Origin of the sequence: Streptomyces sp. NPDC001922 (assembly GCF_042891165.1) — a bacterium.
Taxonomy (GTDB): domain Bacteria; phylum Actinomycetota; class Actinomycetes; order Streptomycetales; family Streptomycetaceae; genus Streptomyces.
On record NZ_JBIASV010000024.1, the window covers coordinates 11,893 to 37,189 of the forward strand.

The window sequence follows — 25,297 nt, forward strand, 5'->3', positions numbered from 1 at the left end:
ACACCCCCGTGCTATAGATGACCTTTATACCGGGGCCCCCCCCCCTGGGCCGCGGCGGGCCCGGGCCCCCGGGCCGGGGGCCCCCCGCCCCCCCCCCGGGGGGGGGGCCCGGGGGGGCCCCCGCCCCCCCGACCCGCGTGCCGACTGTCCCCATCGCGTCCATACCGGCACGCTAGGGCGTCCCCCCTCACCAGGCATCCGGAGCTGTGCAGCCGGGTGACGGCAGCAACCGCATGGCAGTGACCAGGGCCTCGGCCGTTCTGGGCGGGCGCAGAGTACGTGGAGTCTGCGGCTCTTGTTCCCGGAGCCGGTGCGGTGCCGTGCGTCGGGAATACCAAGAGAGCGTGCCGCATCCTCCAGATTCATGTTCGCAGCGATCCGGGCGGGTTGGACGGCGGTGAACCGGCGGAGGTGGATGCTCGGGCTCAGAACTGCGCGCGGGAGGTCACCGATCACCGTGGCGAACCAGTCATCGGGGAGCCGCTGGGGAAGGTGTTCCGGCGAGTACCGGTGGCCATCGGAGCGGTTCGCTCGGGCGATCGCATCACAGCGCGTTGCCTTCACCACGGCACCGAACGGTCGTGCGGCCGCAACCCGGCCACCACCGAGGAGCGCCAGCCGCAGTGAAGCCCCGGGCCGGACGTCTCCCGGCCCGCCGAAGGGCTACGGCCCGGGGCGCCGTAGCATGAGGGCCGTGACGGGTCGGGGACGGTACGCGAGGCGCCCGCCCGGGCGTCGGTCGCGTGCGCTGCTCGTTCTCGCCCTGTGGGTGGGGATTCTCGGGATGCACGGTCTGGCACCCGTGGCCATGGCGGTGCCCGCCGCGCATGCCCACAGCCATCAGCGGGTCCAGCCCGGTGCCGAGCGCGTCACCCCGCCCGGTGCCGAACACGCCGACGCTCCCACTGCCCCGGAGCCCTCCCACGCGCCCCGGCACGACGACTGCGGGGGCCGGCACGGCCTCGACGGCGACGCACCCGACGGCGACGCCCAGGGCAGTGACGCTCAGGGCAGCGATGCCCCCGGCAGCGATGTCGACGAGCGCCAGGACCACGCCCGCCACAGCCGTGGCCACCACGCTCAAGCCCCCGGGCGCGAGGACTGCCACGGTCACGGCGGCGGGGCCCCGGCCCACCACGCCGATCCGACCTGCGCGGCAGGTTCCCTGGGCGGGCCGCCCGCGCTCGCGCCGCCGGGACCCGATCCGGTGTCGCTGCCGCACCCGGACGCAGCCCGTCGTTCCGTCCCCGAGAGGCAGCAGCACGGCGGCCGGGCACCGCCGTCCCTCGCCGAACTCCAGCTCCTGCGCATCTAGATGCGCCCACCACGGCGCCGTACGCCCTCCGGGCATCGGTCGGCGCCGCGGTCCGGCATGTCCGATCACCCGCTCCAGCGCAGGAGTTTCCCCATGAAGCCGAACCTCACGACGTCCAACCCGATGGCGTCCAGCCGCGTGACGTCGAACCGCGTGACGTCGAACCCCGTGACGTCCAGCCGCGTGAAGCCGCACCGCGTGAAGGCGACCCGTTCCCCCGGGCGTCGCGCCGCTGTGCCGGCCGTCCTCACCGCGGTGACCGCCCTCGTCCTGACGGCCTGTTCGGGCTCGGGCGCAGGCTCGGACCACCACGCGTCCGGGCCGAAGTCCCCGTCCGCGCCGAGCGCTTCGGCTCCCGCGGGCCGCCACAACGCGGCGGACGTCGCCTTCGCGACGGGCATGGTCCCGCATCACCGCCAGGCCGTGGAGATGGCGGGCCTCGCCGCCACCCGCGCCGCCTCGCCCGAGGTCGAGAAGCTGGCCCGGGAGGTCGAGGCGGCACAGGGCCCGGAGATCCGGACGCTGGCGGGCTGGCTGACCGCCTGGGGCGTCCGCGTCCCCGGGGAGATGCCCGCCATGAACCACGGCACCGCGCCGGACGCCGGCGGTTCCGGGGACCACAGCCCCTCCTCCGCCCACGCCGAGCACTCGCCCCGGGAGCACGCGCGGTCCATGCGCGGGATGGTGGACGCCGCGGGCATGGCCCGGCTGCGGAAGGCCTCCGGCCGCGCCTTCGACACCGCCTTCCTGCGGCTGATGACCGAGCACCACGAGGGCGCGGTGGCCATGGCGCGGACCGAGCGCGCCCGTGGCGCGTACGGCCCGGCCAAGGCCATGGCCGCGGACATCATCACCGCGCAGAACGGCGAGATCCGGCGGATGAAACGGCTCCTCGACGGGAGCTGACCCAGGGGTCCTTGCACCGTGCCCGCCCGGGTCTCGTGGTCGTCGTGCAAGGACCGCCTACTGCGGACCGGCCGTCGCTCCGGCGGTGGGGCGGGTCAGCGGCCCGCCCCCCGTTCCGCCTCCGCCGGCAGCTTCTCGGCTGCCGGCGGACCGGCGGCCGGTCCCCGGCCCGGCTTCCGGGCCCGCCGCATCGCGACATGGACCCCGGCCATCACCAGGACGGTGGCCACCGCGCTGTGCCAGAGCAGCGCGTCCAGCCGGCCCGCCGCCAGATACGCACCGGCGGCCACCGCCGCGATCGCGCAGACGGCCCGGTCGACGATGCTCTCCACGGACAGCAGGGTGGCGCGCGGCGCGTCCCGGGGGATCGCGTCGTTGATCAGCTTTCGCTGGACCGGATACGCGAAGCCCGTGGCCGCGGCGAACAGACACAGCAGCGCGATCACGGTCATCGCACCGCCCAGCGCGATGGCCGCCAGCGTCACCGCCATGGCGACGCTGAGCAGCGATACCAGGGTGACCGGCCGCAGCCGCCGCCCCAGCCACTGCGGCCGGGCCGAGGCGATGGCCTCCGCGACCGTCATGGCCGCCAGCACCCCGCCGTGCGAGGCCTCCGGGATGTGCTCGGCCAGCAGGATGGGCTGGAAGAGGTTGACCTGGCAGATCCGCGACAGCGTGAACACCGCCACGCCCTGCACCATCAGCAGGGCCAGCCACGGCGAGCGGGCGACACTGCGCAGTGCCCGCCCGGCGTCGTGCCAGAACCGGCCGCCCGCCTGCCCCCGCGGCGGATGCTCCCGGCCCGGTGCGAGCCGGGGCAGCGCCAGCGCGCACCCGAGGGAGGCGGCGGCGCTGCCCGCGCTGAGCAGGTACGGCGCGGGGTGGGCGAGCGCCATCAGCGGCCCGACCAGCGGCCAGCAGACCACCTTCGCCGCCAGGCCGAGCGCCCGGGAGGTGCCCTCCGCCCGCACATAGTGGTCCCCGGCGCCATGGGCGTGCAGCGCGTCGTAGAGGTACGCGCTGGCGGCGCCCGACGTCAGCGACCGGCCGGCCGCGATGGCCAGGAAGTGCACCAGGAAGCCGCCGTAACTCGGGGCGAGGACCGGGGTCAGATTGGCCGCGGTCATCACCACGGCACCGATCCGCAGGCAGTTCCGGGCACCGATCCGGTCGGCGACCAGCCCGGTGGGGATCTCGAACAGGCAGAACGCCACGTAGTAGATGCTCTGGATGCCGAAGATCTCGGCGTCGGAGAGCCCCGCCTCCCGCTGGTAGGCGTAGAAGACGGGCATCCACCACAGCAGGTTGAACAGCAGCTGGAAACCGTTGTTGAGGGCGATGACGCGGCGGGCCGGCCCCGGCAGGGAGCTCTGGGGCCCGGCCCGCCGGAACACCCGGCGTACGGGATTCATCCGCCCGCTCACAGCGCGTACGGGCGGATCTGGACCAGGCGGAAGCCCTCCTGAGCGGTCATCAGCCACTCGATGTCGAGCGGTCCGCCGTCCTCGCCCCCGAAGTGGGACTGCAACAGTCGTCCGACCAGCGCCAGATCGGCCAGCCCGTCGCGGGTCGGGCGCGGCAGGTCCTCGCGGGAGGAGCCCAGTGCCACCGTGCGGCCGCCGCCCTCCACGGTGTTGTACAGGTACTGCAGCGGCAGCGCCGTGCCGTCGACGACCTGCTCCGGTGAGCCGGGGGTGCAGTTGATGTAGACGTTGCGGAAGTCGTCCCGGTTGGTGGGGTTGCAGGTGACCAGCACGCCCCCGAGGTCCGCCGGGGAGTAGCGCTGGATGATGACGCCCATGTAGGTGTCGTCCAGGGATATCCCGGCCTGCCGCCGCAGATGGACACTGCGCGGCGACAGCAGCGAGGCCCACACCTCGCGCACCGCGGCCAGCAGTTCGTCGGTGCCGTGGACCTTGGTGATGGATTCGTAGACCCCGGCCGCGGAGAAGCCCGGCAGGTCCTCGGCGTTGGAGGACGACCGGACGACGAGCCGGTGCTCCGGGTCGAGGTGGTCCGGGAACGCCTGGGTGATCTGCCGGGTGACGTCGTCCGGCAGCGGCGTCTCCCGGATCAGGTGCTGGAGGTGCAGACAGAGCGGGTCCACCATCTCCAGGGCCGAGAGCTCCAGCGCCATCTTGAGCTTGCCGAGGGCCTGCTGGATCGCCGGCGAGGAGATGAGGAAGCGGTGCTGGAGCGAGAACGGCAGCGCGACACCCTCCGGGGCCGCCACCGTCCGCGCGACGAACGCCGCCGCGGCCTCCCGCAGCGCCCCGGGGTCCCGGTCCGCTGTGCCCAGCCGGGAGGCCAGGTGGCCGTACAGGTCGCTGCGCGGCGGGCGGGCGCGGCCGTAGAAGGCGGTCAGGTCGGCGGTGCGGCTGTCGAGGACGTGGTGCAGCTCGCCGAGGTTGGCCGCCTTCGTGCCGTACCGGTCCTGGTCGGTGCGGCGCAGCCGGTCCAGGGCCAGCGCCGGCGCGTCCTCCAGCAGCGGCGGCTCCAGGGGGACCCGCTGCTGGTGCCAGGCGGGCACCTCCAGGTCGGGCGGGCTGCTGAGCGGGGCGAGGGCGATCTCGTCCTCCCGCACCGTGTAGCGCACCCAGGCGCCGTTCAGCTTGTCCGGTTCGATGAGCCGGTCCAGGTCGCGGACGATCGCGTTGGGGATGCTCCAGCCGGTCGCGAGGACGTTGGTGTGCGAGAGCGGGGTGATCGGGGCCGCGTTGATGAAGCCGGCGACCCGGGGCACGTCGTCGGGGACGCAGTCCATCGCCACGATGTCGGACCAGCCCAGCTCGCCGACCGCCTCCCGGTACTCCTCCGGACTGCGGAAGTACCGCAGCCGGCCCACGGCCTCACCCGTGTTGAGCGCGGTCCGGCGCCGGTTGCCGAACAGCTGGTGGCTGAGGATCCGCGGCACCAGGACGTCGCTGACCGAGGCCAGCTCGTGCTCCTGGCCGTGGTTGGCGGGCTTGAGGAGCAACGGGAGACGCCCGTCGAGCCGGGCCCGGATGAAGGTGTAGAACTCCTCCAGCAGCTCGCCGTGCATGGTGTCGGCCTCGGTCGTCTCCAGGACGAGGAACGGCCGCTGGTTCCCGTCGGCGTCCTCGTCCGTGTGGAGGGAGAGGATGCCCAGCAGGAACCGGCGCTGCGGATCGGTGTAGACCGAGGCGTTGAACGCGTCCAGCCGGGCGTCCAGTTCGTCCAGGTCGATGCCGAGGATCCGGGTGGCCACATAGTTGACGTGGAACGGGTGGACGGCGGTGTCCAGCAGGTGCCAGGTCTGCTCCTGCCGGTCCACCACGACCTTCAGATACGGGTGTCCGGCCAGCACCCCGGACAGGCTGCGGAACAGCGGCAGCGACAGGTTCTCGCCGACGACCGTCCCGTCCGCGCCGGCGGAGCCCGCCGGTTCGGCGAAGGTGCGCATGCTCGTCATCGCCGGCCCTCCTCGTCACGCGCGGTGGTCTCCCCGGCGGCGGGCAGCACCTTGGGCAGGGCGTCCACCAGGGCCTCGAAGTCCCGGATGACGGTGACCGGATCGACGGCCGCCAGCAGGCAGAGTGCGGCCATGGTGTTGGCGCCCGCGGCCGGGTCGTACACCGGCACCACGGTGCCGTCGGGCAGCGAGCTCTCGGTCACCACCGACAGCCGGCTGCCCTCGCTGACCAGCGCCGGCCAGTCCAGGCCGGAGTCCCACACCCTCCGGTCCGGCCAGGGCATGCCCTGGGAGTCCACGGCGAGGACGACCAGCGAACCGGCCGCGTGGTGCGACTCGTCCGGGGTGAGCACCGCGGGCGGCCAGGCGACCTCCCGGCCCAGCAGGTGGTCGACCAGCATCCCGATGAGGTCGACGCCGAACACCTCCTCGATCTGCGGCACCGTCATGGCGCCGCCGAAGCGGGCCGCCGTCTCGATGACCCACATCCGCCCGTCCGGGCCGAGCTTGATCTCGGTGTGGGTGCCGCAGTTCTGCAGCTCCAGCGCGTCCACCGCGGCCCGCGCCAGAGCGACGATCTCCTCCTGCACCGAGCGGGGCAGCGGCACCGGGGTGATGCAGGCCCGCTCGGTGAACGGCTCGACCGTCGGCATCCGCCCGCTCAGGCACACCGGGTGGTACTCGCCGTCGGCGACGATGCCCTCGACGCTGACGTAGTCGCCCCAGCCCGGCTCGTCGAACCAGTCCTCCGCCGTGCCCTGAACGATCTCCTCGACGATGTAGTCCTCACCGGCGTTCGCGACATGCAGTTCGGCGTAGCCCAGCTGTTCGGACTCGGTCATCACCCGGCGGGCGTGGGACCAGGCCGGATCCACGTCCTGCGGCGACCGGAGGATCTGGTGGGCGGTCGACCCGGCACTCCACGCCGCCTTGAGCAGCATCGGGAAGTCCAGGGACCCGGCGGCCTCGTGCAGATCGGCCGCGGAGGCGACGGCGCGGAACCGGGGCTGCGACACACCCTTGTCCCGCCACACGGTGCGCATCAGCCGCTTGTCGCGGGCCAGGACGCAGGAAGTGCCCGGACCGGCGAAGCCCAGCACCTCGCAGGCGTCGGCCACCGCGACCACGGCGTACTCGGAGGAGGTCGTCACCGCGTCCGCCCCGACGGCCCGCGCCCGGTCCACGATCAGCGCGACGAGGTCCCGCTGCCCGTCCTGCGGCGGGGAGGAGCTGACGGAGGCGCAGATCCGGGTGCAGGCGTCCCTGGAGGAAGCGGGGAGCTCGCTCAGCGCGAGCAGGTGCACCTGTGCTTTCGCGGCGACCTTGGACAGCGCGTACTCCAGCGGAGGTCCGCCCTTGGCGTGGACAAACAGCACCGTGCTCATGAGGAATCCGACTCCTTCGACCGGGAGGTACGTCGACGGACCGAAGGCCTTCTGGCGAAGACCCGTTCGCAGCCCGACTACTCAAGCGAATCAGCCGACAGCGGTGGGTACATGCCGGAGAGCGGGTCGCTCACTCAGGCATTTGCCTGAGTGAGCGGACCTCCCGCGGCCGCACCGCGCCGGAACTCACCGGCGGCGCGGCGGGGTTCGCGAGAGGGAACGCCCCGGTACGGGTCCGGCGACGGCTCCTGTACCGGGCATGGCGGCCGACGGGCCGTGGAAGCCATGGAGGAGCCGCGCAGTAGCATCCAACCGGTGAAATCACACAAAAGGAGGAACTCCTTGGACGAGACGGGCCTCAGCTCGCTTCTTGCGCACATGCCCGTGTCCTGGTGGGAAACCGACGCGTCGATGCGGCTCGTCAGCAGCGGGGGCGGAGCCTTCGACGACGCCGGTGTCACCCAGCAGTTCCTCGACACCGTCCGCGAGGAGTGCCGCCGGGCGGTCCGCTCCACGGACGGATTCGCCCACTTCCAGGCCCAGTTCCGGGGCCGGATCTTCGAGGTGACCGCCGGCCCGGAGCGGCGGGACGGCGGGGAGACCGGCATCCGGGGGCTGGCGGTCGACATCAGCGCCCATGTCGCCGACCGCCGGCGGTACGACGCGTTCGCGGCGTTCGCACCCGCAGCCGCCTTCATCCGCGACCGGCAGGGCCGTTATCTGTGGGTCAACCACGCCTACGCGCACCTCTACGACACCACACCGGACGCCATCGTCGGCCGCAGTGTCACGGACGTCGACTCCCCGGAGGACGCGGCCCTGTTTCTCGCGCTGGACCGCGAGGTGCTGTCCGCGGGCAAACCGGTCCGGCACAGCCTCACCTACCACCACCCCGACGGCACCCCCGGCCAGGCGGTGGGCCACCGGTTCCCGGTCAAGGAGGCCTCGGGGGCGTGCGTGGCCGGGATCTACGCGGACATCACCGACTACACCCGGGCCCTGCGCGGCCGCCTCGCCGCCGAGGCCGACCTCCAGGCGCTGCGCGACCAGAGCGGGCTGCCGTGCGCCCTGCTCTCCGCGGGCGGACGCATCCGGCAGGTGAGCGCTGCCGCCGCCGATCTGCTCCACGTCAGCGCCCACGACCTCATCGGGAAGCCGGCCCACCAGTTCCTGGCGCCCGGCGTCGACCTGACGTCCCTGCACGGCCGTTGGGACGATCTGATAGCCCGCCGCAGACGCCGCTTACGCACCCGCGCCGACTTCGTGGACGCGCGCGGCTACCAGTGGCGGGCGACCCTGCACCTGGTGCCGGTGGGACGCTCCGTCTCCCGGGCGCGGACCGTGTGGGCCGTGCTGACCAGCCAGAGCCTTCCGCACCAGCCACTGCCGGCGATCACCCCGGCGCAGATCCGCATCCTGTCGCTGCTGGCGGCGGGCCGGAGCAACGCGGAGATCGCCACCTCCCTCCATCTGTCCCGGCAGACCGTCGACTACCACCTCAGCCGTCTCCGCCGGCTGCTCGGGGCGCCCACCCGGCCGGCCCTCGTCGGCCGCGCCTACGTCCTGGGCATCCTCGATCCCCAGGCGTGGCCCCCGCGTTCGGCCACCGCGCACCACCGGCTGAGCACCGCGTGACGCGATGACGGCATCACGACACGACGCCGCCGGGCGGGGACCGTGGGTGCGGTCCCCGCCCGGCGGCTCGCTGCTTCCGATCCAAGGCCTGGACCAGGCCTGATACGCCCGGCCCGATCCGAAGGACAGGGCTCAGCTCACCACATCGCGCGGGCAGAGCCGCCGCGGTGCGTCGTCGCCCCGGAGCCGGGCGTCCACACAGCCGCCGGGCAGCCCGGCGTGCTGCTCCGTGCCGAAGTTGGCGGTCACGGTCAGTGTGCCGTCACCGAACACCGTGCGCTGCACCCGGTGATCGTCCGTCAGATACCGGAACGACGTCATCCGCTCGGTGCCCGCGGCGCGGTGCAGCGGCGCGAAGTACTTCTGCAGCGCCGCGAGCTCCTTGCCGTTCCGCTCCAGCGACGGGCCGTCGAGCACGAAGTTGAGCGGGGTGTTGTAGAGCATCGCCAGCAGCGCACGGGTGCTCTTCTGCTCCGGGAGCTTGTCGAAAGCCAGCTCCCAGCGCTCGGTGTTGACCACCGAGCTGTGCAGCGCGGTCTCGTACAGCGGGACCCGGTACGCCGGGTCGTACATGGCCTTGGCCAGCGCGGCGGGCAGCTTCGCGGGCTTGAAGAACGTGGCCGGGGCGTTCGCCGGGGCGTAGCCGCCCCACTTCTCCCGGTCCCGCTGCACCGCCCACAGCCCGTCGGACACGGGGGTGCCGCTGCCGTGGTCGAACGCCAGTACCTCGTTCGCCCAGGCCCCCGCGCTCTCCGAGCCGAGCACCAGCTTCCGGCCGTCCGACAGCCGCTTCATCCGGGCGATCCGGTTGGCGCGGTCCTGCGCCTTGGTCATCGGGTGCCGCGCGCTGTGGTCCCGGAAGAGCTCACCGGCGGCGTCGACATCGAGGAAGTAGCTGTCCGAGCCGTTCGCCACCATCGACCGGGTCCGGTCGGCGAGGTAGTGACGCGTCCCCTCGGCCTGCTCGAACGCCTGGCTGCTGAGGTAGCAGCCGCGGTCGTGGAAGCCGGACTGGGGCGTGCCGTCGGCCTTGGTGACACAGAAGTCCGGGTACACCCGGCCCGGCCAGACCGAGGTGGGCGCGTCGGAGGTCTTCGGGTCCTGGCCGTTGGCGAACGAGTCGTACGGGCCGACCAGATACCCGGCCTTGCGGGCGGCGCGCACCGCGGCCGCGTCCATCGGGCTGTGGTCGGCGTCGTAGCCGAGCCACATCCGGGACACCCCGAGTGCCCGCAGCCGCTCGACACCCGCCTTCCGCCGCGCCTCGCCCCAGCCGTAGGAGTGGAAGGCCCCGAGGAGCTTCCGGGCGGCCGGATTCTCGTCGATCTTGCGACGCAGACTGCCGAGCTGCCCGTGCTCGGAGAGCCAGTTGCGGTAGTCCACGGCGGGCGCGACGGGGGAGCCGTCGGTCAGCGACAGCGCCACCGTGTAGCTGCGGGTGTCCGCGGCCCGGGAGAAGTGGTGCGTGCTGGTGGTGTGCAGCCGCCCGCCGCGGGAGCCGAACCGCAGGGTGGTGCCGATGTCGGTGGGCGTCAGGTAGCTGACCCCCTGCCCGCCCGCCGCCGTGTAGCCCCACAGCGGCATGGTCAGACCGGAGTCCATCTCCACCTCGCTGCCCGGGAGTTCGGAAGCGGCGGAGTTCCAGAACCGGTCGGTGACCGGCACGGACAGCCCCTCGCCGCGCGGGAACTGCACGGCGGACACCGACCGGTCGGTGCCGGTGACGGGCCAGCTCAACTCCGTGTCCCGGGTGGCCCGCACCGTCATCAGCAGCCGGCCGCGCTCCGGACGCGCGGTGACGGTGAGCCCCTTCTCCGGGTAGGTCCAGCGCGCGCCCCCGCCGGTGGTCGTGACCCGGCCGGGGGACCCGGGCGCCGTTGCGGAGGGCGCGGACAGCCGCAGGCGTCCCCGGCCGGTGCGGGCGTCGACCCGCAGGGTGGTGGTGTCGACGGTGGCGGTGCCGCCCTTGACGGGGATGTCGACCAGGTCGCCGTGAACCCGGACGCGGGGCGATTCCGAGGGCCCCGCCGCGGCGGTCCAGCAGGCGGCGGTGGCCGCGAGGACGGTGACGACGGCGACGGCCGGTACGGCCCGCCGACGGCGTGGACGGCCGTGCTGTGCAGTGGTGGAAGGCATGGGGACATGGATATCGACGGGGCTTAAGAAGCCTCTAAGAACTCCTGACGCCATGAGTGGTGCGGGGGGTTGGGCCGATGCGGTCATGCGCCGGAGCGGTGCGCGGCCGGGGCCTGTCCGGCGGATGATGCCGGACAGGCCCCTGCCTCTGAGGGGTGCTCAGCGCTTGAGCATGAAGGTGAAGTCGCCGGAGAGCTTGCCGCTCAGCCGGACTGCCGACACGAGTTTCCCCTCCGCGATCAGCCTCTCGACCTCGGCCCGCGACAGACCGCAGCCTTCAGCGATCAGTCGCGCCGGCCGGACTGGGATCGGAGCCGCAAAGCGGACCGAGACGTCGGTCTTCCCCGAGCCCTCGGCTTCGCTCGAGCAGGGGAGGCCCCATCCGCGGTCCAGGTGATCCGATCCGCCGGTGTCGAGACGCCAGGCGTTGTCCCAGTCGAGGGCGATGCGATTGCGGCGCCGCACGACCGGATCCCGGAGCAGCTCAGCTGCCAGGTCGGGGTCGTTGTCATGCAGCCGGTCCAGCAGCTCGGGTCGAACGGAGCGGACGTTCATCCGTTCCAGGACCGTGAGCTTTGCGGTTTCCCCGCAAGCGGTACAGAGCGCGAGGAGCCATGCGTCGATGAGCTTGTGGTTGGCATTGACGCGAAATTTTCCGTTTGCCCGGAAGTGCTCGGACGGGCACGCGTGGCAACGGCGGAGAACGAGCGGCAGGCAGGTGGGAACAACCACCCAGCTATTGAGCACAGAAGTACACCGGTTTCAGTGAGAAGTCCGCAGCAAAAGGCAGCGCGGCGCACATGCGCGACGCGCGACAGATCAGCTCTCGGGAGGTCTCACAGGGTGTACAACGGCATGTCCTTCACCAGACGACTCGGTGCGGCAGCACGGTAGTTGGGCACAGTGGCGCTGCTCCACTGGTTTTCGAGCGCCTCACCGCCAGGTTCCACCCGGCGGATGGGCCAGGGGCCTGTCCCCGGCGGCCCCCTTGTCGGACCTCAGCGCCGGGCCAGCGCCAGCACACTCAGACCGAACATCAGCACACCCAGGGGGAGATGGACCGACGGGACGTGCGCGATGCCGAGCACGACCTGGACCGAGGCGAGTACGAGGAAGCCTGACGCGTGCCAGAAAGGCCGGGGCGAGCCGCCCCCAGGCTTCCACGCCAGCACCGCCGCGAGCACGTACAGCATCGACGCCCCGTACATCACCCGGGCTCCGACACCGTGCAGCGTCTCTCCGTAGGGCGAGATCAGCAGCAGTCCGGCGGAGACCGCCTGAAGGAAGATGGTCAGGGTCTGCAGGGCGATCGCCACCCGCAGGAACGAGGAACTGCGCTGCGTGTTCGCCGTCACCTGAGCCGTCGCCGTCACCTGAGTGTCCATGCCGCTGTCCCCTTTTCCGCCCTCGGGCAGTGCATCGATAAGGTCTCACCAGTCCGACGACGCGGGCGTGCGTAAGGTAAGGCGAGGGGGCGGCCGGAAGCATGGGGACTGTCGGGACCAGGACGGACGGGACAGCCGACGAGCGACCGCAACTGATCAACGTCGCCTACCGGTTGCTCGGTTCGGTCACCGAGGCCGAGGACGCCGTACAGGATGCCTACGCACGCTGGTACGGGCTGCCACGAAGCCGGCGGGAGGAGATTCTGTCCCCCGGCGCCTGGCTGACGACGGTCACCAGCCGCATCTGCCTGGACCTGCTCGGCTCGGCGCGGGCCCGCCGTGAACACTATGTCGGCGCGTGGCTGCCCGAGCCGCTGCCCGACCGCACCGAGTGGGGCCACGCGGGCGGCGCCGCCCCCGCCGCCGACCCTGCCGACCGGATCGTTCTGGACGAGTCGGTGGCCATGGCCTTCCTCGTCGTCCTGGAGTCGATGACGCCCGCCGAGCGAGTGGCGTTCGTCCTGCACGATGTCTTCCGGTACCCGTTCGCCGAGATCGCCGACGTTCTCGGCCGGACCCCTGCGGCCTGCAAGCAGTTGGCGGCCTCCGCGCGGCGGCGGGTGAGTGTCGCGCCCGCTCCGGTGACGGCCACCGGCCGGGCCGACGTGGTGAGGCGCGTCAAGGAAGCATGGGAGACCAAGGACGTCGCGGCCCTCGTCGGCCTCCTCGATCCGGCCGCCGTGATGACCGCCGACGGCGGCGGCATGGTCGGCGCCGTCCTGCGCCCGGTCGAGGGCGGCGCGCGCATCGCCCAGTACATGGTCGCCATCGCCGACAGGGCTCCGGGGCTCGAACTCCTGGAGCGGTCGGTCAACGGTGTGCCGGGTCTGGTGGCCCAACGCGCCGGTGTCGTCATGACCGTGGCCTCGTTCGACGTCTCCGACGGGCGCGTCACCCGGATCTGGGCGGTCCGCAACCCGGAGAAACTGCGGCCGTGGGCGCGGGAGGGCTAGTGCATGCCGGGCGGGGCTGTCGGCTCACCCCGCAACCACCGCGTCAGGGATGTCGGTTGTGGGTGCCCGGTGTGTAGCCGAACGCGCGGCGGAAGACGTCGATGAACGCGCTCGCGGAGGACCAGCCGCAGCGGTGCGCGACCGTGGTGACGGGGGTGTCGTCGGCCAGCATCCGCAGGGCGTGGTAGAGGCGCAACTGGGTGCGCCACTGAGGGAAGGTCATGCCCAGTTCGGAGCGGAAGAGGCGGCTGAGGGTCCGTTGGCCGACTCCGTTGGCGGTGCCGAGGGCCGCCAGCGTGCGGGAGTCCGCCGGGTCGGCGTGCAGGGCCGCGCAGACCGCCGCCAGGCGGGCGTCGGTCGGGGTCGGCAGCTGCACCGGCTGCTGCGGCGAGGCGCGCAACTGGTCGCGCAGGACGGCCAGTAGGCGGCGGCGTTCCGCACCGGTGTCGTGCGGGGCGAGCGTGTAGGCGCGGATCAGCTCGCGCAGCAGCGGGCTGACGGTCAGGACGGTGGGGACGTCCAGGCCCAGTGGGTTGTCGTCGGCGGGCAGACCGACGAAGTGCAGGTGGAGGTTGCCGTGCGCGCGGTGGCCGTGGACGGTTCCGGCGGGAATCCAGATGGCCCGGTTGCCGGGCGCGAACCAGGTACCGGCATCGGTGGTGACGGCCACCACCCCGGAGCCCGCGTAGACGATCTGGTGGTCGTCGTGGAGGTGCGCGTCGATCCGCTCCCCGGCGTCCAGAGCCTGGGCCCGGGTCGGCGCCTCCGGCATGTGGCGGATATTCGACATGGGATGGCATTTTATCGGAAGCGAGACCGGTGGTGGCGTTGCCACGATCGATGGGTGCCGACGAACCACACTGCTTCCGACCACCCGTTTTCCGATGCCCCGGCAGCCGACGACCGCACCGGCATCACGTCCGCCGACACCGCAGCGCTCGACACCACTACGCTCGACACCAGAGCGTCCGACACCACCGCCTCCGACACCACCCCCGCCCACACCGCGGCCCGCCGCACCACACCTGCCGACACCTCAGCCACCCACTCCTCGGGCCCCCGCACCGCAGCCTCCAACAACACCTCCATCACGCTCCTGTCGCTGGGGCACGCCTGTGTGGACGTCTACCAAGGTGCCGTGGCGGCCCTGGTGCCGTTCTTCGTCGCGGAGCGGGCCTACACCTACGCCGCCGCGTCCGGCATCGTCCTGGCGGCCTCGCTGCTCTCCTCGGTGGTGCAGCCGCTGTTCGGCGCACTGACCGACAAGTGGCCGATGCCGTGGCTGCTGCCCGTGAGCACCCTGACGGGCGGTCTCGGGGTCGCCCTCAGCGGCCTCAGCGGCTCGTACATGCTCACTCTGGTGGTCGTCGCGGTCTCCGGTATCGGCGTCGCGGCCTACCATCCCGAGTCCGCCCGCGTCGCCCGTGCGGCGAGCGGCGGCAGTCACGCGGCGATGGGCTGGTTCTCCCTCGGCGGCAACCTCGGCTTCGCCACCGCCCCCCTCCTGGTCTCCGCCGTCATGGCGACGGGCGGACTGCACGCCTCACCCCTGCTGGTCGTTCCGGCCCTGGCGGGCGCGGTGCTCTGCGTGGCCGCACTGCGGGCCGCGAAAGCCCCCGGTGGGACGGCCGGTGCCGCCGCATCCGCCCGGCCGGCCGGCCGCGACGACTGGAGCTCCTTCCTCAAGCTGTCCGGGGCGGTCGTGTGCCGTTCCGTCGTGTTCGTCGGCCTGAGCGCCTTCATCTCCCTCTACGCCGAGCAGCGCACCGGAGGCGGGGACTTCGGGGGAACCGCCGCCCTGTTCGTGCTCTACCTCGGCGGCGCGATCGGCACGGTCGTCGGCGGTGTGCTCGCCGGCCGGTTCGGGCGCGTCACGGTCGTGCGCCGGTCCTACACCGTGACGGTCGTGGCCGTGGCCGGAGTCGTCCTCGTCCCGGGGCCGCTGTTCTACGTCTTCGTCGCCCTGACCTCGGCCGCCCTGTACGTGCCGTTCTCCCTGCACGTCACGCTCGGCCAGGACTTCCTGCCGCGCCGCGTCGGCACCGCCAGCGGGGTCACCCTGGGCCTGACCGCCAGCATCGGGGGCATCGCCACTCCGCTCATCGGTGCCGTCGCCGACGCCACCACGCTCCAGACCGCCCTCGCCCCGCTGATCGTCCTGCCCGCCGTGGGCCGGCTGATGCTGCACGGGCTCGACGAACCCGCCGGGCTGGAGGACGCGCCTCCTGCGACGACGCCTCCCGTCACCGAGTCCGGAACGGGTGCACCGGCCAACCCCCGTCCCTGAAACGGGGCTGAGCCCTCAGCGGGCGGTGCCCCTCGCCCCGTTCCCCGCCGCGGCCCGCCGCGACTCTCCGCCATCCCGCCGCGCCCCGTCGCGACCGGCCGCGGCTCCTCAGCAACCCTCCGCCACTCCCGGCGCCCCTCAGGCCCCGCGCACGCTCCCCGGTTCGCCGCGCGGCGCCGGCATCGGCCGTCCGGCGGGCCGAGGCGGGGGCGTCCCGGCCGGCTGCGGGGCCGCGGGGGGCGGCGCGGGGCGCTGCCGCTGCCGGTGCAGCACGCCCGGTGGGCCGGCCGGGGTCGTCACCGCCTGGAGCACCAGTACGGAGAGGTCGTCCTCGACCGGGCCGGTGTCGAAGTCGTGGGCCGCGCGCCGCACCCGTTCCGCGACGGCCTTCGCGCCCAGGCCGACGCACTCCCGCAGCACCTCGGACAGGCCGTCGTTGTCGTCCAACTGCCAGTCGCCGCTGCGGCGTTCGGTGACGCCGTCGGTCACGCACAGCAGGGTCTCCCCGGGTGCCAGGTCGAAGGAGCTGGCGAGGAACTCGGCCCCCTCGTCGATCCCCAGCAGCATCTGCGGGCCCACCGGGGGCTCCACCGCGCCGTCGACGGCCAGCCGCAGCGGGAGCGGGTGCCCGGCGCTGGCGATGGTGACATGGGCGCCGCCCGCCACGGGATCGGGCTCCAGCTCCCCGTAGAGCAGGCTCAGGAAGCGCGGCCGGGCGTGCTCCCCGCCGAGCGCCACCGCCTCGGCGCTCTCCTCCGCCATGGCGACGTTCAGCCGGCCGAGCACCGACTCGACTCCGTGGCCCTCGCGGGCCAGCAGCCGCACCAGATGCCGGGCGAGGCCGGTGACCGACATCGCCTCCGGGTCCTTGCCCTGCACGTCGCCGAGCAGGAAGGACCAGCGGGCGTCACTCATCGGGAACAGGTCGTAGAAGTCGCCCCCCACGGTCAGCCCCTCGCCGTGCGGCTCGTAGACCAGGGCCGTGTCGATGCCGGGGATCCGGGCGAGCGAGATGGGCAGCTGCCGGCGCTGGAGCGCGCGGCTGATCGCCGTCTGCCGGGTGTACTGGCGGGCAGTGACCACGGCCTGGGCCACCCGGCGCGCCACGTCCTCCACGGTGCGCACCACCCCGTCGGTCATCCGCTGCTGGTCCGCCCGGCCGATGATCAGCATGCCCAGGCAGGAGCCTCCGGCGACGAGCGGGAAGGCGAGCGCGGAGCCGCCCGCCCCGTCCGCGTGCTCCGGCCACGGCCAGGCGATCCCCGCGGTGCGCAGCCGCCCGTGGGGCGGTTCCTTCTCCAGGTCCTCGCGCAGTGCGTCGATCCGGCGCTCGTCCGCGTGCCACACCCGGGACAGCCGCATGCCGCCCGCCTCGGTGCTGAGCCACACCCCGCACCAGTCGGCGAGCCGGGGCACCAGGAGCTGCCCGGCCAGGGCCGCGACCATGTCCTCGTCGAGCTGTCCGGCGAGGAGTTCTCCGGCCTCGGCGAGGAACGAGGACCCTCCGCGGTCGGACCGTTCCGCTCCGTGTCCGCCGAGCTCGCGCAGGGGCGCCGGGGCCGGATTCTCCGGCAGCCGCAGGTCGCGGCGGAGTCCGCCCGGGGCCCCGGCGAGCTGGGACTCGTCCGTCGCGGGTTCGAGCCGGAACCACACCGCCTTCTCGTCGTGCCGGTAGGTGACGCCCCAGGATTCGGCCAGCGCCCCCACCAGCTGGAGGCCGAACCCGCGGCCGTCCCGCCGGGCGTCCAGGCCGCCCCGGACCACGCTGGAGGGGTGGTGGTCCGACACCTCGACGACGATTCCGACCGGCTCCTCCTCGCCCGCCGCCGGGGGCTCGCCCGGTGCCCGTGCGCCGCTGTCCTGGGCGTCCGGCCGGCTGTCGCCGGTCTCCAGGTAGCACACGACGTCGATGTCGGTGCCCGCGTGCATCACGGCATTGGTGACCAGTTCGCTGACGAGCAGCTCGGCGTCGTCCACGAGGCGGTCGGTGATCGCGCGGGACGCGGACAGCCTCGGGACCGGCCGCTCCGCGAGAACGGCGCGGACGAAGGTGCGCGCCCTGGAGGCCGCGAGCTGGTTGGCCGCCAGGCTGGTCCGGGAGACGAACTCGTGAGGCGGGGTGGACAACGGCCTCATATGGGCCCCCTGGTGCATCGGGCGATGAGACCCCTGAGGGGTCCTATACTATGACATACCCGGATACATAGATGACTGCGAATGGGCTGTCATGGCACGTGACTCTGCCCCGCCGGATTCCGCCGTCTCCACCTCGTCATCCGCGGAATCCGAGGGAAAATCCGAAGGTGTCGGCCCGTCCGGATCAGCCCCGGACGGCCACTGGGTGCGTGCGAGTGAGCTACGGCCGATGCTCGCCGCCATGAACTCCCTGTGCGACGGTGACTTCACCGTGCGTGTCGGGAGCGCTGACGAGGGTGTCCTGACCGAGATGGCCGGTCTCTTCAACCGGATCGTCGCGCGCAACGAGCACCTCGCGTCCGAGCTCCAGCGGGTGCGCCGCGAGGTGGTGCGGCAGGGGCGGCTGGACGAGCGGATCACCGCGAGTCCCGGCCCGGGGGCCTGGGCGACCAATGTGGACGCGGCCAACTCCCTGGTGGAAGCCCTCGTCGTACCGGTCGGCAAGGCCACCCGGGTGCTGGACGCGGTCGCCGACGGCGACCTGACCCAGCACGTGGACCTGCACGACGGCAACCGCGAGCTCCGCGGCGACCTCAGGCGCCTGGGGGCCGGGGTGAACCGCATGGTGGACCAGCTCTCGCTGTTCACCGGTGAGGTGACCCGGGTGGCCCGCGAGGTGGGCACCGAGGGCCGGCTCGGCGGCCGGGCCAAGGTGCAGGGACTCTCCGGCGACTGGCGCCATGTGACCGAGGCGGTCAACACCATGGCCGCCCGGCTCACCGCCCAGGTCCGCGACATCGCCGTCGTCACCACCGCGGTGGCGACCGGTGACCTCACCCAGCAGGTGACGGTCGAGGCCACCGGTGAGCTGCTGGAGCTGAAGCTCACCGTGAACAAGATGGTCGACCAGCTGCGGGCCTTCGCCGACGAGGTGACCCGGGTGGCCCGGGAAGTGGGCACCGAGGGCCAGCTCGGCGGCCGGGCGCAGGTCCGCGGGGTCTCCGGGGTGTGGAAGGACCTCACGGACAACGTCAACTTCATGGCGTCCAACCTGACCTGGCAGGTGCGCAACATCGCCCAGGTGACCACCGCGGTCGCCAACGGCGACCTCAGCCAGAAGATCACGGTCGACGCCCGCGGCGAGATCCTCCAGCTCAAGGACACCGTGAACAAGATGGTGGACCAGCTGTCGGCGTTCGCGGACGAGGTGACCCGGGTGGCCCGCGAGGTGGGCACCGAGGGCCGGCTCGGCGGCCGGGCGCAGGTCCGGGGGGTCTCGGGGGTCTGGAAGGACCTCACCGAGAACGTCAACTTCATGGCCGACAACCTGACCTCGCAGGTCCGGAACATCGCCCTGGTCGCCACCGCCGTCGCGGAGGGCGACCTCGGGCAGAAGATCACGGTGGAGGCGAAGGGCGAGATCCTGGAGCTGAAGTCGACGATCAACACGATGGTGGACCAGCTGTCGGCGTTCGCCGACGAGGTGACCCGGGTGGCCCGGGAAGTCGGCACCGAGGGCAACCTCGGCGGCCAGGCCCAGGTCAGGGACGTCTCCGGAGTGTGGAAAGGCCTCACCGACAACGTCAACTCCATGGCGCTGAACCTGACCTCGCAGGTGCGCAACATCGCCCAGGTGACCACCGCCGTCGCCAACGGCGACCTGTCGAAGAAGATCGACGTGGACGCCCGCGGTGAGATCGCGGAGCTCAAGGACACCGTGAACACCATGGTCCAGCAGCTGCGCGCGTTCGCCGACGAGGTGACCCGGGTGGCCCGCGAGGTCGGCACCGAGGGCCGGCTCGGCGGCCGGGCCCAGGTCCACGGCGTCTCCGGGGTCTGGAAGGACCTCACCGAGAACGTCAACTTCATGGCGTACAACCTGACCTCGCAGGTGCGCAACATCGCCCAGGTCGCCACCGCCGTCGCCCAGGGCGACCTGTCGAAGAAGATCGACGTGGACGCGCGCGGCGAGATCCTGGAGCTCAAGACCACCATCAACACGATGGTCGACACCCTCTCCTCGTTCTCCTCCGAGGTGACCCGGGTGGCCCGCGAGGTGGGCACCGAGGGGCGCCTCGGCGGACAGGCGCGCGTCGAGGGCGTCTACGGCACCTGGAAGCAGCTGACCACCAGCGTCAACGACCTCGCGCTGAACCTCACCACGCAGGTGCGGGCGATCGCCGAGGTCGCCAGCGCCGTCACCCAGGGCAATATGTCGCGGTCCATCTCCGTCGAGGCCCAGGGCGAGGTCGCGGCGCTGAAGAACAACATCAACCTCATGGTGGCCAACCTCCGCGAGACCACCCGCGCCAAGGACTGGCTGGAGTCCAACCTCACCCGGGTCGCCGGCCTGATGCAGGGCCACCGCGATCTCGTCGAGGTCGCCGACCTGATCCTGCGCGAGCTCACCCCGCTGGTGAACGCCCAGTTCGGGGCGTTCTTCCTCTCCAAGGCAGGAGCCGAACCGGGGGAGGGCCTGGAGTTCATCGCCGGGTACGGCGCCGGCCACGACACCCACCACGGACCGCTCCCGGGCTCCGGCACCCCCGGCCGCGGCCTGATCGCCCAGGCTGCGGTGGAGAAGAAGCGCATCCTCTTCGAGTCCGCGCCGCCCGACTACATCACCATCGAGTCCGGGCTCGGCTCCGCGCCCCCGGCCAGCATCGTCATCCTTCCCATCCTCTTCGAGGACCAGGTGCTCGGCGTGATCGAGCTGGCGTCGTTCAGCCGCTTCAACGAGGTCCACCTCGCCTTCATCGACCAGTTCGTGAACACCATCGGCGTCTCGATCAACACCATCATCGCCAACGCCCGTACCGAGGCCCTGCTGTCCGAGTCCCAGCGGCTGACCTCCGAGCTGCGCCAGCGCTCCGACGAGCTCCAGCGCTCCAACGCCGAACTGGAGGAGAAGGCCGCGCTGCTCGCCACCTCCTCGCAGTACAAGTCCGAGTTCCTGGCCAACATGTCGCACGAGCTGCGCACACCGCTCAACTCGCTGCTCATCCTGGCCCGGCTGCTCGCCGACAACCCCGACGGCCGGCTCTCCGAGCAGGATGTGGACTTCGCCTCCACCATCCACCGCTCCGGCTCCGACCTGCTCCAGCTGATCAACGACATCCTGGACCTGTCGAAGATCGAGGCGGGCCGGATGGACGTGCACCCGAAGAAGCTGCCGCTGATCAAGCTGCTCGACTACGTGCACGCCACGTTCCGGCCGCTCGCCGGCGACCGCGGTCTCGCCTTCGAGGTCACCGTCGGCGAGGAGGTGCCCCGCGAGCTCTTCTCCGACGAGCAGCGCCTCCAGCAGATCCTGCGCAACCTGCTGTCGAACGCGATCAAGTTCACCTCGTCCGGTGGTGTGGACCTCAGCGTCGAACGGGTGCCGGGCAGCAAGTTCCCCGAGGAGAGCCTGAAGAACGCCGAGTCCGTCATCGCGTTCTCGGTCAAGGACACCGGCATCGGCATCCCCGCCGAGAAACTCTCGGTGATCTTCGACGCCTTCCAGCAGTCGGACGGCACCACCAACCGCAAGTACGGCGGCACCGGCCTCGGCCTCTCCATCAGCAGGGAGATCGCCGGGCTGCTCGGCGGCCGGATCGTCGCCGAGAGCGAACCGGGCGTCGGCTCCCGGTTCACCCTCTACGTCCCGTCGCGGTACTCCGGAGTGTCCACCGCCGCCGAACCGCGGACGCTCCCCGCCGCGGCCTCCACCGCCCCGCCCTCGGCCGGACTGACCAAGCGGACCGGCCCGTTGCCGACCGCGGCCGACGCCGCGCCGAGCGGGGTGTACGGCAGCTCCGAGAGCCTCACCGCCCGCCGGACCCGCGCCGCCGACGACGGCGACGACACCTGGCCGGAGACCACCCGGCTCAAGGAGTGGCTGGGCGGCCGCCCCGGCCGGGTCCTCGCCGGGCGCAGCATCCTGATCGTCGACGACGACATCCGGAACGTCTTCGCCCTCACCCATGTGCTCGGCCGCGTCGGCATCACCGTCAAGTACGCGGAGAACGGACGGGAGGGCCTGGAGGTCCTGGACCGCTCGCCTGAGGTGTCCCTGGTCCTGATGGACATCATGATGCCCGAGATGGATGGATACGAGACGATCCAGGCCATTCGGCGCACCCCACGCTTCGCCGACCTCCCCATCATCGCGCTCACCGCCAAGGCCATGCCCGGCGACCGCGAGAAGGCGATCGACAGCGGAGCCCGCGACTACGTCCCCAAACCCGTCGACGTCGACCGGCTGCTCACGGTCATCTGCGACCTGCTCGACCCGCAGGACGCGGAGGACGGCCCCGTGGTGCCCGAGCAGGACGGCGCCGCCCCGGCAGGTGCCGAACGGGACGACGAGGATCCCCCGAGGCAGCGGACATGAGCACCCCCGCACCCGAGAAGTCGAGCATCCTGATCGTGGACGACATCGAGGAGAACCTGGTCGCCCTGGAAGCGGTGCTGGGCTCCCTCGACCTGCACGTGGTGCGCGCCCGGTCCGGAGAAGAGGCCCTGAAGGCCATGCTCCGCGAGGAGTTCGCCGTCGTCCTGCTCGACGTCCTCATGCCGGGCATGGACGGCTTCGAGACCGCGGCCAACATCAAACGCCTCGACCAGACCAAGGACGTCCCGGTCATCCTGCTGACCGGCACCGACGCCGGGACGGACTACGCCTACCGGGGCTACGCCATCGGCGCGGCGGACTTCCTCACCAAGCCGTTCGACCCGTGGCTGCTGCGCACCAAGGTCAATGTCTTCCTGGAGCTGCACCGCAAGAACCGCCAGCTCGCCGCCCAGGCCGAGCAGTTGCGGCGGCTGCTGGTCGCCGACAGCAAACCCGGGCGGTCCGCCGCCGACACCACCGACACCACCGACACCACCGACACCACCGACGCGGCCGAGGCCGCCGGAGCCGACTGGGACCGGCCGGCCCAGGACACCGGCGCAAAGACCCCGGGCGGAGAGCCGCGGCTGGGCGACGTCGCCGCGCAGCTCGCCCAGATCGAACTCCTGCTGCGCGACGCGGAGAGTTCGGGGCGCGGGACCGGGAGCACGGGCGGCACGGCCGGACTCGCCGACCGCATCGCCGACTTGGAACGCGTCGTGGGCCGGCTGCGCGTGAGCGACGACGGGTAGCCGGATCGGCACCATGCGCCACCCCCACGCGCCGCGCCACAAGACGCGCCGCGCGGCGTTCTCGCCGGTTCACCGAAATCGGTAGGTGTGGCCCCGGCGAACCGGGGTAGGCGCCGCACAACGCGGAAGAAGGGGAGGGCCACGTGAGCGCCACGGTATCCACGGCACCGGCTCATCGCACGACGAGTGAGCCCATGCAGGAGAGCGACACCCGGACGACAGAACTCCCCTGGGTCGAGGACGCGACCAAGGTGGCCCCCCGGGACGCCCGAGAGCTGTCGAAGCTCTTCTTCGACCAGCTGGCGGTGCTGGAGGAGGGCACGCACGACCACCAGTACGCGCGCAACACCCTCATCGAGCTGAACCTCTCCCTCGTCCGCTACGCCGCCGCCCGGTTCCGCAACCGCGCGGACGACATGGAGGACATCGTCCAGGTCGGAACGATCGGTCTGATCAAGGCGATCGACCGGTTCGACCTGTCGCGCGAGGTCGAGTTCACCACCTTCGCCGTGCCGTACATCATCGGCGAGATCAAGCGGTTCTTCCGGGACACCAGCTGGTCGGTCCACGTGCCGCGGCGCCTCCAGGAGCTGCGCATCGACCTCGCCAAGGCGAACGACGAGCTGTCCCAGCGTATGAACCGGGCCCCCACGACCACCGAGATCGCCGAGCACCTCGGGCTGAGCGAGGAAGAGGTCGTCGAGGGGCTCGTCGCCAGCAACGGCTACACGGCCGGGTCGCTGGACGTGCCGGTGGACGAGAGCACCGAGAGCGGGAGCGCGACCTTCGCGGAGCGCATCGGCGAACTCGACCCGGCCCTGGAAGGGGTGGAGAACCTCCAGGCGCTCAAGCCGCTCGTCGAGCAGCTCGGGGAGCGCGACCGCCGCATCCTGCAGATGCGGTTCGGTGCGGAGATGACCCAGGCCGAGATCGGTGCCGAGCTCGGGGTCTCCCAGATGCATGTGTCCCGGCTGCTCACCCGGATGCTCGGCAACCTGCGCAGCGGGCTGCTGACCCAGCGCTGAACCGCCGCCCACGACGGACCGCCGAAACCGCACCCGGTGCCCGCGGGCGCCGGGTGCGGCGGCGTTCAGGCCCGCGGCACGACCAGGGCCAGCAGCGCCGTGTCGTCCCACAGCCGGGCGTCCAGGCCCACCAGGAGCTTCCGCAGGTCGGTCAGCACGCCGTCCGCTCCGGCCGCCGCCGGGCGGGAGACGGCCAGATGCTCCCGCAGCCCCTCCTCGCCGAGCATGCCGCCGCCCGGTGTGCGGGCCTCCGTCAGGCCGTCGCTGTGCAGCAGCAGCCCGTCCCCGGGCCGCATCCGGACGGTGATCCGGGCCATGTGCGGATCGGGCAGCGCACCGATCAGCTGTCCGCCCGGCGGGTGCAGCGGCTCCACCGCCCCCTCCCGGCGCAGCAGCAGCGCGGGCGGATGGCCGCCGCCGGCCAGGGTGACGGTGAACCCGTCGCCGTCCGGTGCGAGCAGCCCGAACAGCACGGTGCAGTAGCGGGGGTCGTCGCCCTGCTCCTCGTGCAGCAGCACGGTGTTGAGGATGCGCAGCACCGCCACCGGGTCGGGGTTGTGCACGGCGGCCGACCTGAGGGTGTAGCGGGCCAGTGAGGTCAGCGCGGCGGCCTCCGGGCCCTTGCCGCAGACGTCGCCGAGGAAGAACCCCCAGCGCCGGTCGCCCAGCGGGAACAGGTCGTAGAAGTCGCCGCCCACCTGGTCGGCCGAGGCGATCTCGTAGTGCGCGGCCACGTCCAGGCCCGGTACGCGGGGCAGGGCGGGCGGCAGCAGGGTGCGCTGGAGCACGGACGCCAGGTGGGCCAGGCGGGCCCGTTCGGTCTCCACCCGGATCCGCATGTCCCGCTCGACCCGCAGCGTACGCATCGCCGACAGCCGCAGCTCCAGCTCGTCCATGACGACGGCGGCGAGATCCGCCAGCGTCGCCAGGTCGCGGTCGCCGATCCGGCGCGGGCGGGTGTCCATGATGTTGACGGTGCCGAGCCGGTGGCCCCCGGCGCTGGTGATCGGGGCGGCCGCGTAGAACCGCACTCCCGGCTTGCCGCGCACCAGTGCATGGCCCGCCGTCCGCGGGTCGCGGCGCGCGTCGGTCACCACGTACGGCCGGCCGTCCAGGATCGCGGAGGCGCACAGTCCCGTTTCCCGGGCGATCTCCGAGATGCCGGCGGGCAGCCCCCGCTGGGCGGTGAACCAGATCCGGTCCCGGTCGACGATCGTCACCGACGCCATCGGGACATCGAAGATCCGCGCCGCGAGACCGGCCACCCGGTCGAAGGTGCCGTCGGCGGGGGTGTCGAGGATCGCGTAGCGGCGCACCGCCGCCAGCCGCGCCCGTTCCCCGGTCCGGTCCGTGGGCATCGTGCCGCTGGAAGCCGTCGCACCGCTCGAAGCCATCGCGCAGCCCTCCCCTCCGGCAGGCCCACCAACCCGGAAGGAAGGCTTCCACCTGCGAGGACAGCCCATCCTACGGACATTGCGCAGAACGTCCAGACCTGTCCGCTCCCGGTCCGTGCG

The 25,297-nt window shown here is 72.3% G+C and carries 17 protein-coding genes; 8 read left to right on the forward strand and 9 right to left on the reverse strand.

Annotation, left to right across the window (positions count from 1 at the left end):
- Window positions 1-784 precede the first annotated feature (784 nt).
- Window positions 785-1,315 (forward strand): DUF6153 family protein, encoded by a 531-nt coding sequence (locus ACFYYR_RS31505; RefSeq protein WP_388861267.1) that lies wholly within the window; start codon window positions 785-787, stop codon window positions 1,313-1,315.
- Window positions 1,316-1,408: 93 nt separating this feature from the next.
- Window positions 1,409-2,221 carry a DUF305 domain-containing protein gene (locus ACFYYR_RS31510; protein ID WP_388861270.1) on the forward strand — a complete coding sequence of 271 codons (813 nt, stop codon included), beginning with the start codon at window positions 1,409-1,411 and terminating at the stop codon, window positions 2,219-2,221.
- Between the two features lie 95 nt (window positions 2,222-2,316).
- On the opposite strand, the gene ACFYYR_RS31515 is transcribed toward ACFYYR_RS31510, so the two are convergent.
- Genes ACFYYR_RS31515 through ACFYYR_RS31525 form a run of 3 tightly spaced genes read right to left on the reverse strand, consistent with a single transcriptional unit; the run spans window position 2,317 to window position 7,039 of the window.
- Window positions 2,317-3,633, reverse strand: coding sequence for an MFS transporter (locus ACFYYR_RS31515; protein WP_388861273.1), 1,317 nt, complete (start codon window positions 3,631-3,633; stop codon window positions 2,317-2,319).
- Between the two features lie 8 nt (window positions 3,634-3,641).
- Window positions 3,642-5,654: a PEP/pyruvate-binding domain-containing protein gene (locus tag ACFYYR_RS31520; protein WP_388861276.1), complete on the reverse strand. Its 2,013-nt coding sequence runs from the start codon at window positions 5,652-5,654 to the stop codon at window positions 3,642-3,644.
- Complete coding sequence (locus tag ACFYYR_RS31525; RefSeq protein ID WP_388861279.1) at window positions 5,651-7,039, reverse strand: acetyl-CoA carboxylase biotin carboxylase subunit family protein; 1,389 nt, start codon at window positions 7,037-7,039, stop codon at window positions 5,651-5,653. Before ACFYYR_RS31525 ends, ACFYYR_RS31520 begins: the two co-directional genes overlap by 4 nt.
- A gap of 342 nt (window positions 7,040-7,381) precedes the next feature.
- Between ACFYYR_RS31525 and ACFYYR_RS31530 the strand changes: the two genes are divergently transcribed.
- The gene (locus ACFYYR_RS31530; RefSeq protein ID WP_388861282.1) at window positions 7,382-8,674 is read left to right on the forward strand and encodes a PAS domain-containing protein; all 1,293 of its coding nucleotides are present in this window, start codon (window positions 7,382-7,384) and stop codon (window positions 8,672-8,674) included.
- Window positions 8,675-8,806: 132 nt separating this feature from the next.
- On the opposite strand, the gene ACFYYR_RS31535 is transcribed toward ACFYYR_RS31530, so the two are convergent.
- From ACFYYR_RS31535 to ACFYYR_RS31545, 3 genes are all read right to left on the reverse strand, one after another.
- Window positions 8,807-10,810: a glycoside hydrolase gene (locus ACFYYR_RS31535; RefSeq protein ID WP_388861285.1), complete on the reverse strand. Its 2,004-nt coding sequence runs from the start codon at window positions 10,808-10,810 to the stop codon at window positions 8,807-8,809.
- A 159-nt stretch (window positions 10,811-10,969) separates the two neighbouring features.
- A complete protein-coding gene (locus ACFYYR_RS31540) occupies window positions 10,970-11,557 on the reverse strand; it encodes a DUF1062 domain-containing protein (protein ID WP_388861288.1) in 588 nt (195 codons plus the stop codon).
- A gap of 251 nt (window positions 11,558-11,808) precedes the next feature.
- Window positions 11,809-12,195 carry a hypothetical protein gene (locus ACFYYR_RS31545; protein WP_388861291.1) on the reverse strand — a complete coding sequence of 129 codons (387 nt, stop codon included), beginning with the start codon at window positions 12,193-12,195 and terminating at the stop codon, window positions 11,809-11,811.
- Between the two features lie 101 nt (window positions 12,196-12,296).
- Here ACFYYR_RS31545 and sigJ point away from each other — a divergent pair, with 101 nt between their 5' ends.
- On the forward strand, window positions 12,297-13,208 hold the full coding sequence (gene sigJ / locus ACFYYR_RS31550) for an RNA polymerase sigma factor SigJ (protein ID WP_388861294.1): 912 nt from the start codon (window positions 12,297-12,299) through the stop codon (window positions 13,206-13,208).
- Window positions 13,209-13,251: 43 nt separating this feature from the next.
- Here sigJ and ACFYYR_RS31555 read toward each other — a convergent pair whose 3' ends face one another.
- The gene (locus tag ACFYYR_RS31555; RefSeq protein WP_388861297.1) at window positions 13,252-13,998 is read right to left on the reverse strand and encodes an AraC family transcriptional regulator; all 747 of its coding nucleotides are present in this window, start codon (window positions 13,996-13,998) and stop codon (window positions 13,252-13,254) included.
- A gap of 297 nt (window positions 13,999-14,295) precedes the next feature.
- On the opposite strand from ACFYYR_RS31555, the gene ACFYYR_RS31560 reads away from it, so the two are divergent.
- Window positions 14,296-15,495 carry an MFS transporter gene (locus ACFYYR_RS31560; protein ID WP_388861348.1) on the forward strand — a complete coding sequence of 400 codons (1,200 nt, stop codon included), beginning with the start codon at window positions 14,296-14,298 and terminating at the stop codon, window positions 15,493-15,495.
- Between the two features lie 138 nt (window positions 15,496-15,633).
- Here ACFYYR_RS31560 and ACFYYR_RS31565 read toward each other — a convergent pair whose 3' ends face one another.
- On the reverse strand, window positions 15,634-17,631 hold the full coding sequence (locus tag ACFYYR_RS31565; protein ID WP_388861300.1) for a SpoIIE family protein phosphatase: 1,998 nt from the start codon (window positions 17,629-17,631) through the stop codon (window positions 15,634-15,636).
- A gap of 91 nt (window positions 17,632-17,722) precedes the next feature.
- On the opposite strand from ACFYYR_RS31565, the gene ACFYYR_RS31570 reads away from it, so the two are divergent.
- From ACFYYR_RS31570 to ACFYYR_RS31580, 3 genes are all read left to right on the forward strand, one after another.
- A complete protein-coding gene (locus ACFYYR_RS31570; RefSeq protein ID WP_388861303.1) occupies window positions 17,723-22,006 on the forward strand; it encodes a HAMP domain-containing protein in 4,284 nt (1,427 codons plus the stop codon).
- Window positions 22,003-22,758 (forward strand): two-component system response regulator, encoded by a 756-nt coding sequence (locus ACFYYR_RS31575; RefSeq protein WP_388861306.1) that lies wholly within the window; start codon window positions 22,003-22,005, stop codon window positions 22,756-22,758. Before ACFYYR_RS31570 ends, ACFYYR_RS31575 begins: the two co-directional genes overlap by 4 nt.
- 194 nt (window positions 22,759-22,952) lie before the next feature.
- The gene (locus ACFYYR_RS31580) at window positions 22,953-23,783 is read left to right on the forward strand and encodes an RNA polymerase sigma factor SigF (RefSeq protein ID WP_388861350.1); all 831 of its coding nucleotides are present in this window, start codon (window positions 22,953-22,955) and stop codon (window positions 23,781-23,783) included.
- Between the two features lie 65 nt (window positions 23,784-23,848).
- Here the strand turns inward: ACFYYR_RS31580 and ACFYYR_RS31585 are convergent, their stop codons facing one another.
- Complete coding sequence (locus tag ACFYYR_RS31585) at window positions 23,849-25,177, reverse strand: PP2C family protein-serine/threonine phosphatase (RefSeq protein ID WP_388861309.1); 1,329 nt, start codon at window positions 25,175-25,177, stop codon at window positions 23,849-23,851.
- Window positions 25,178-25,297: the final 120 nt, after the last annotated feature.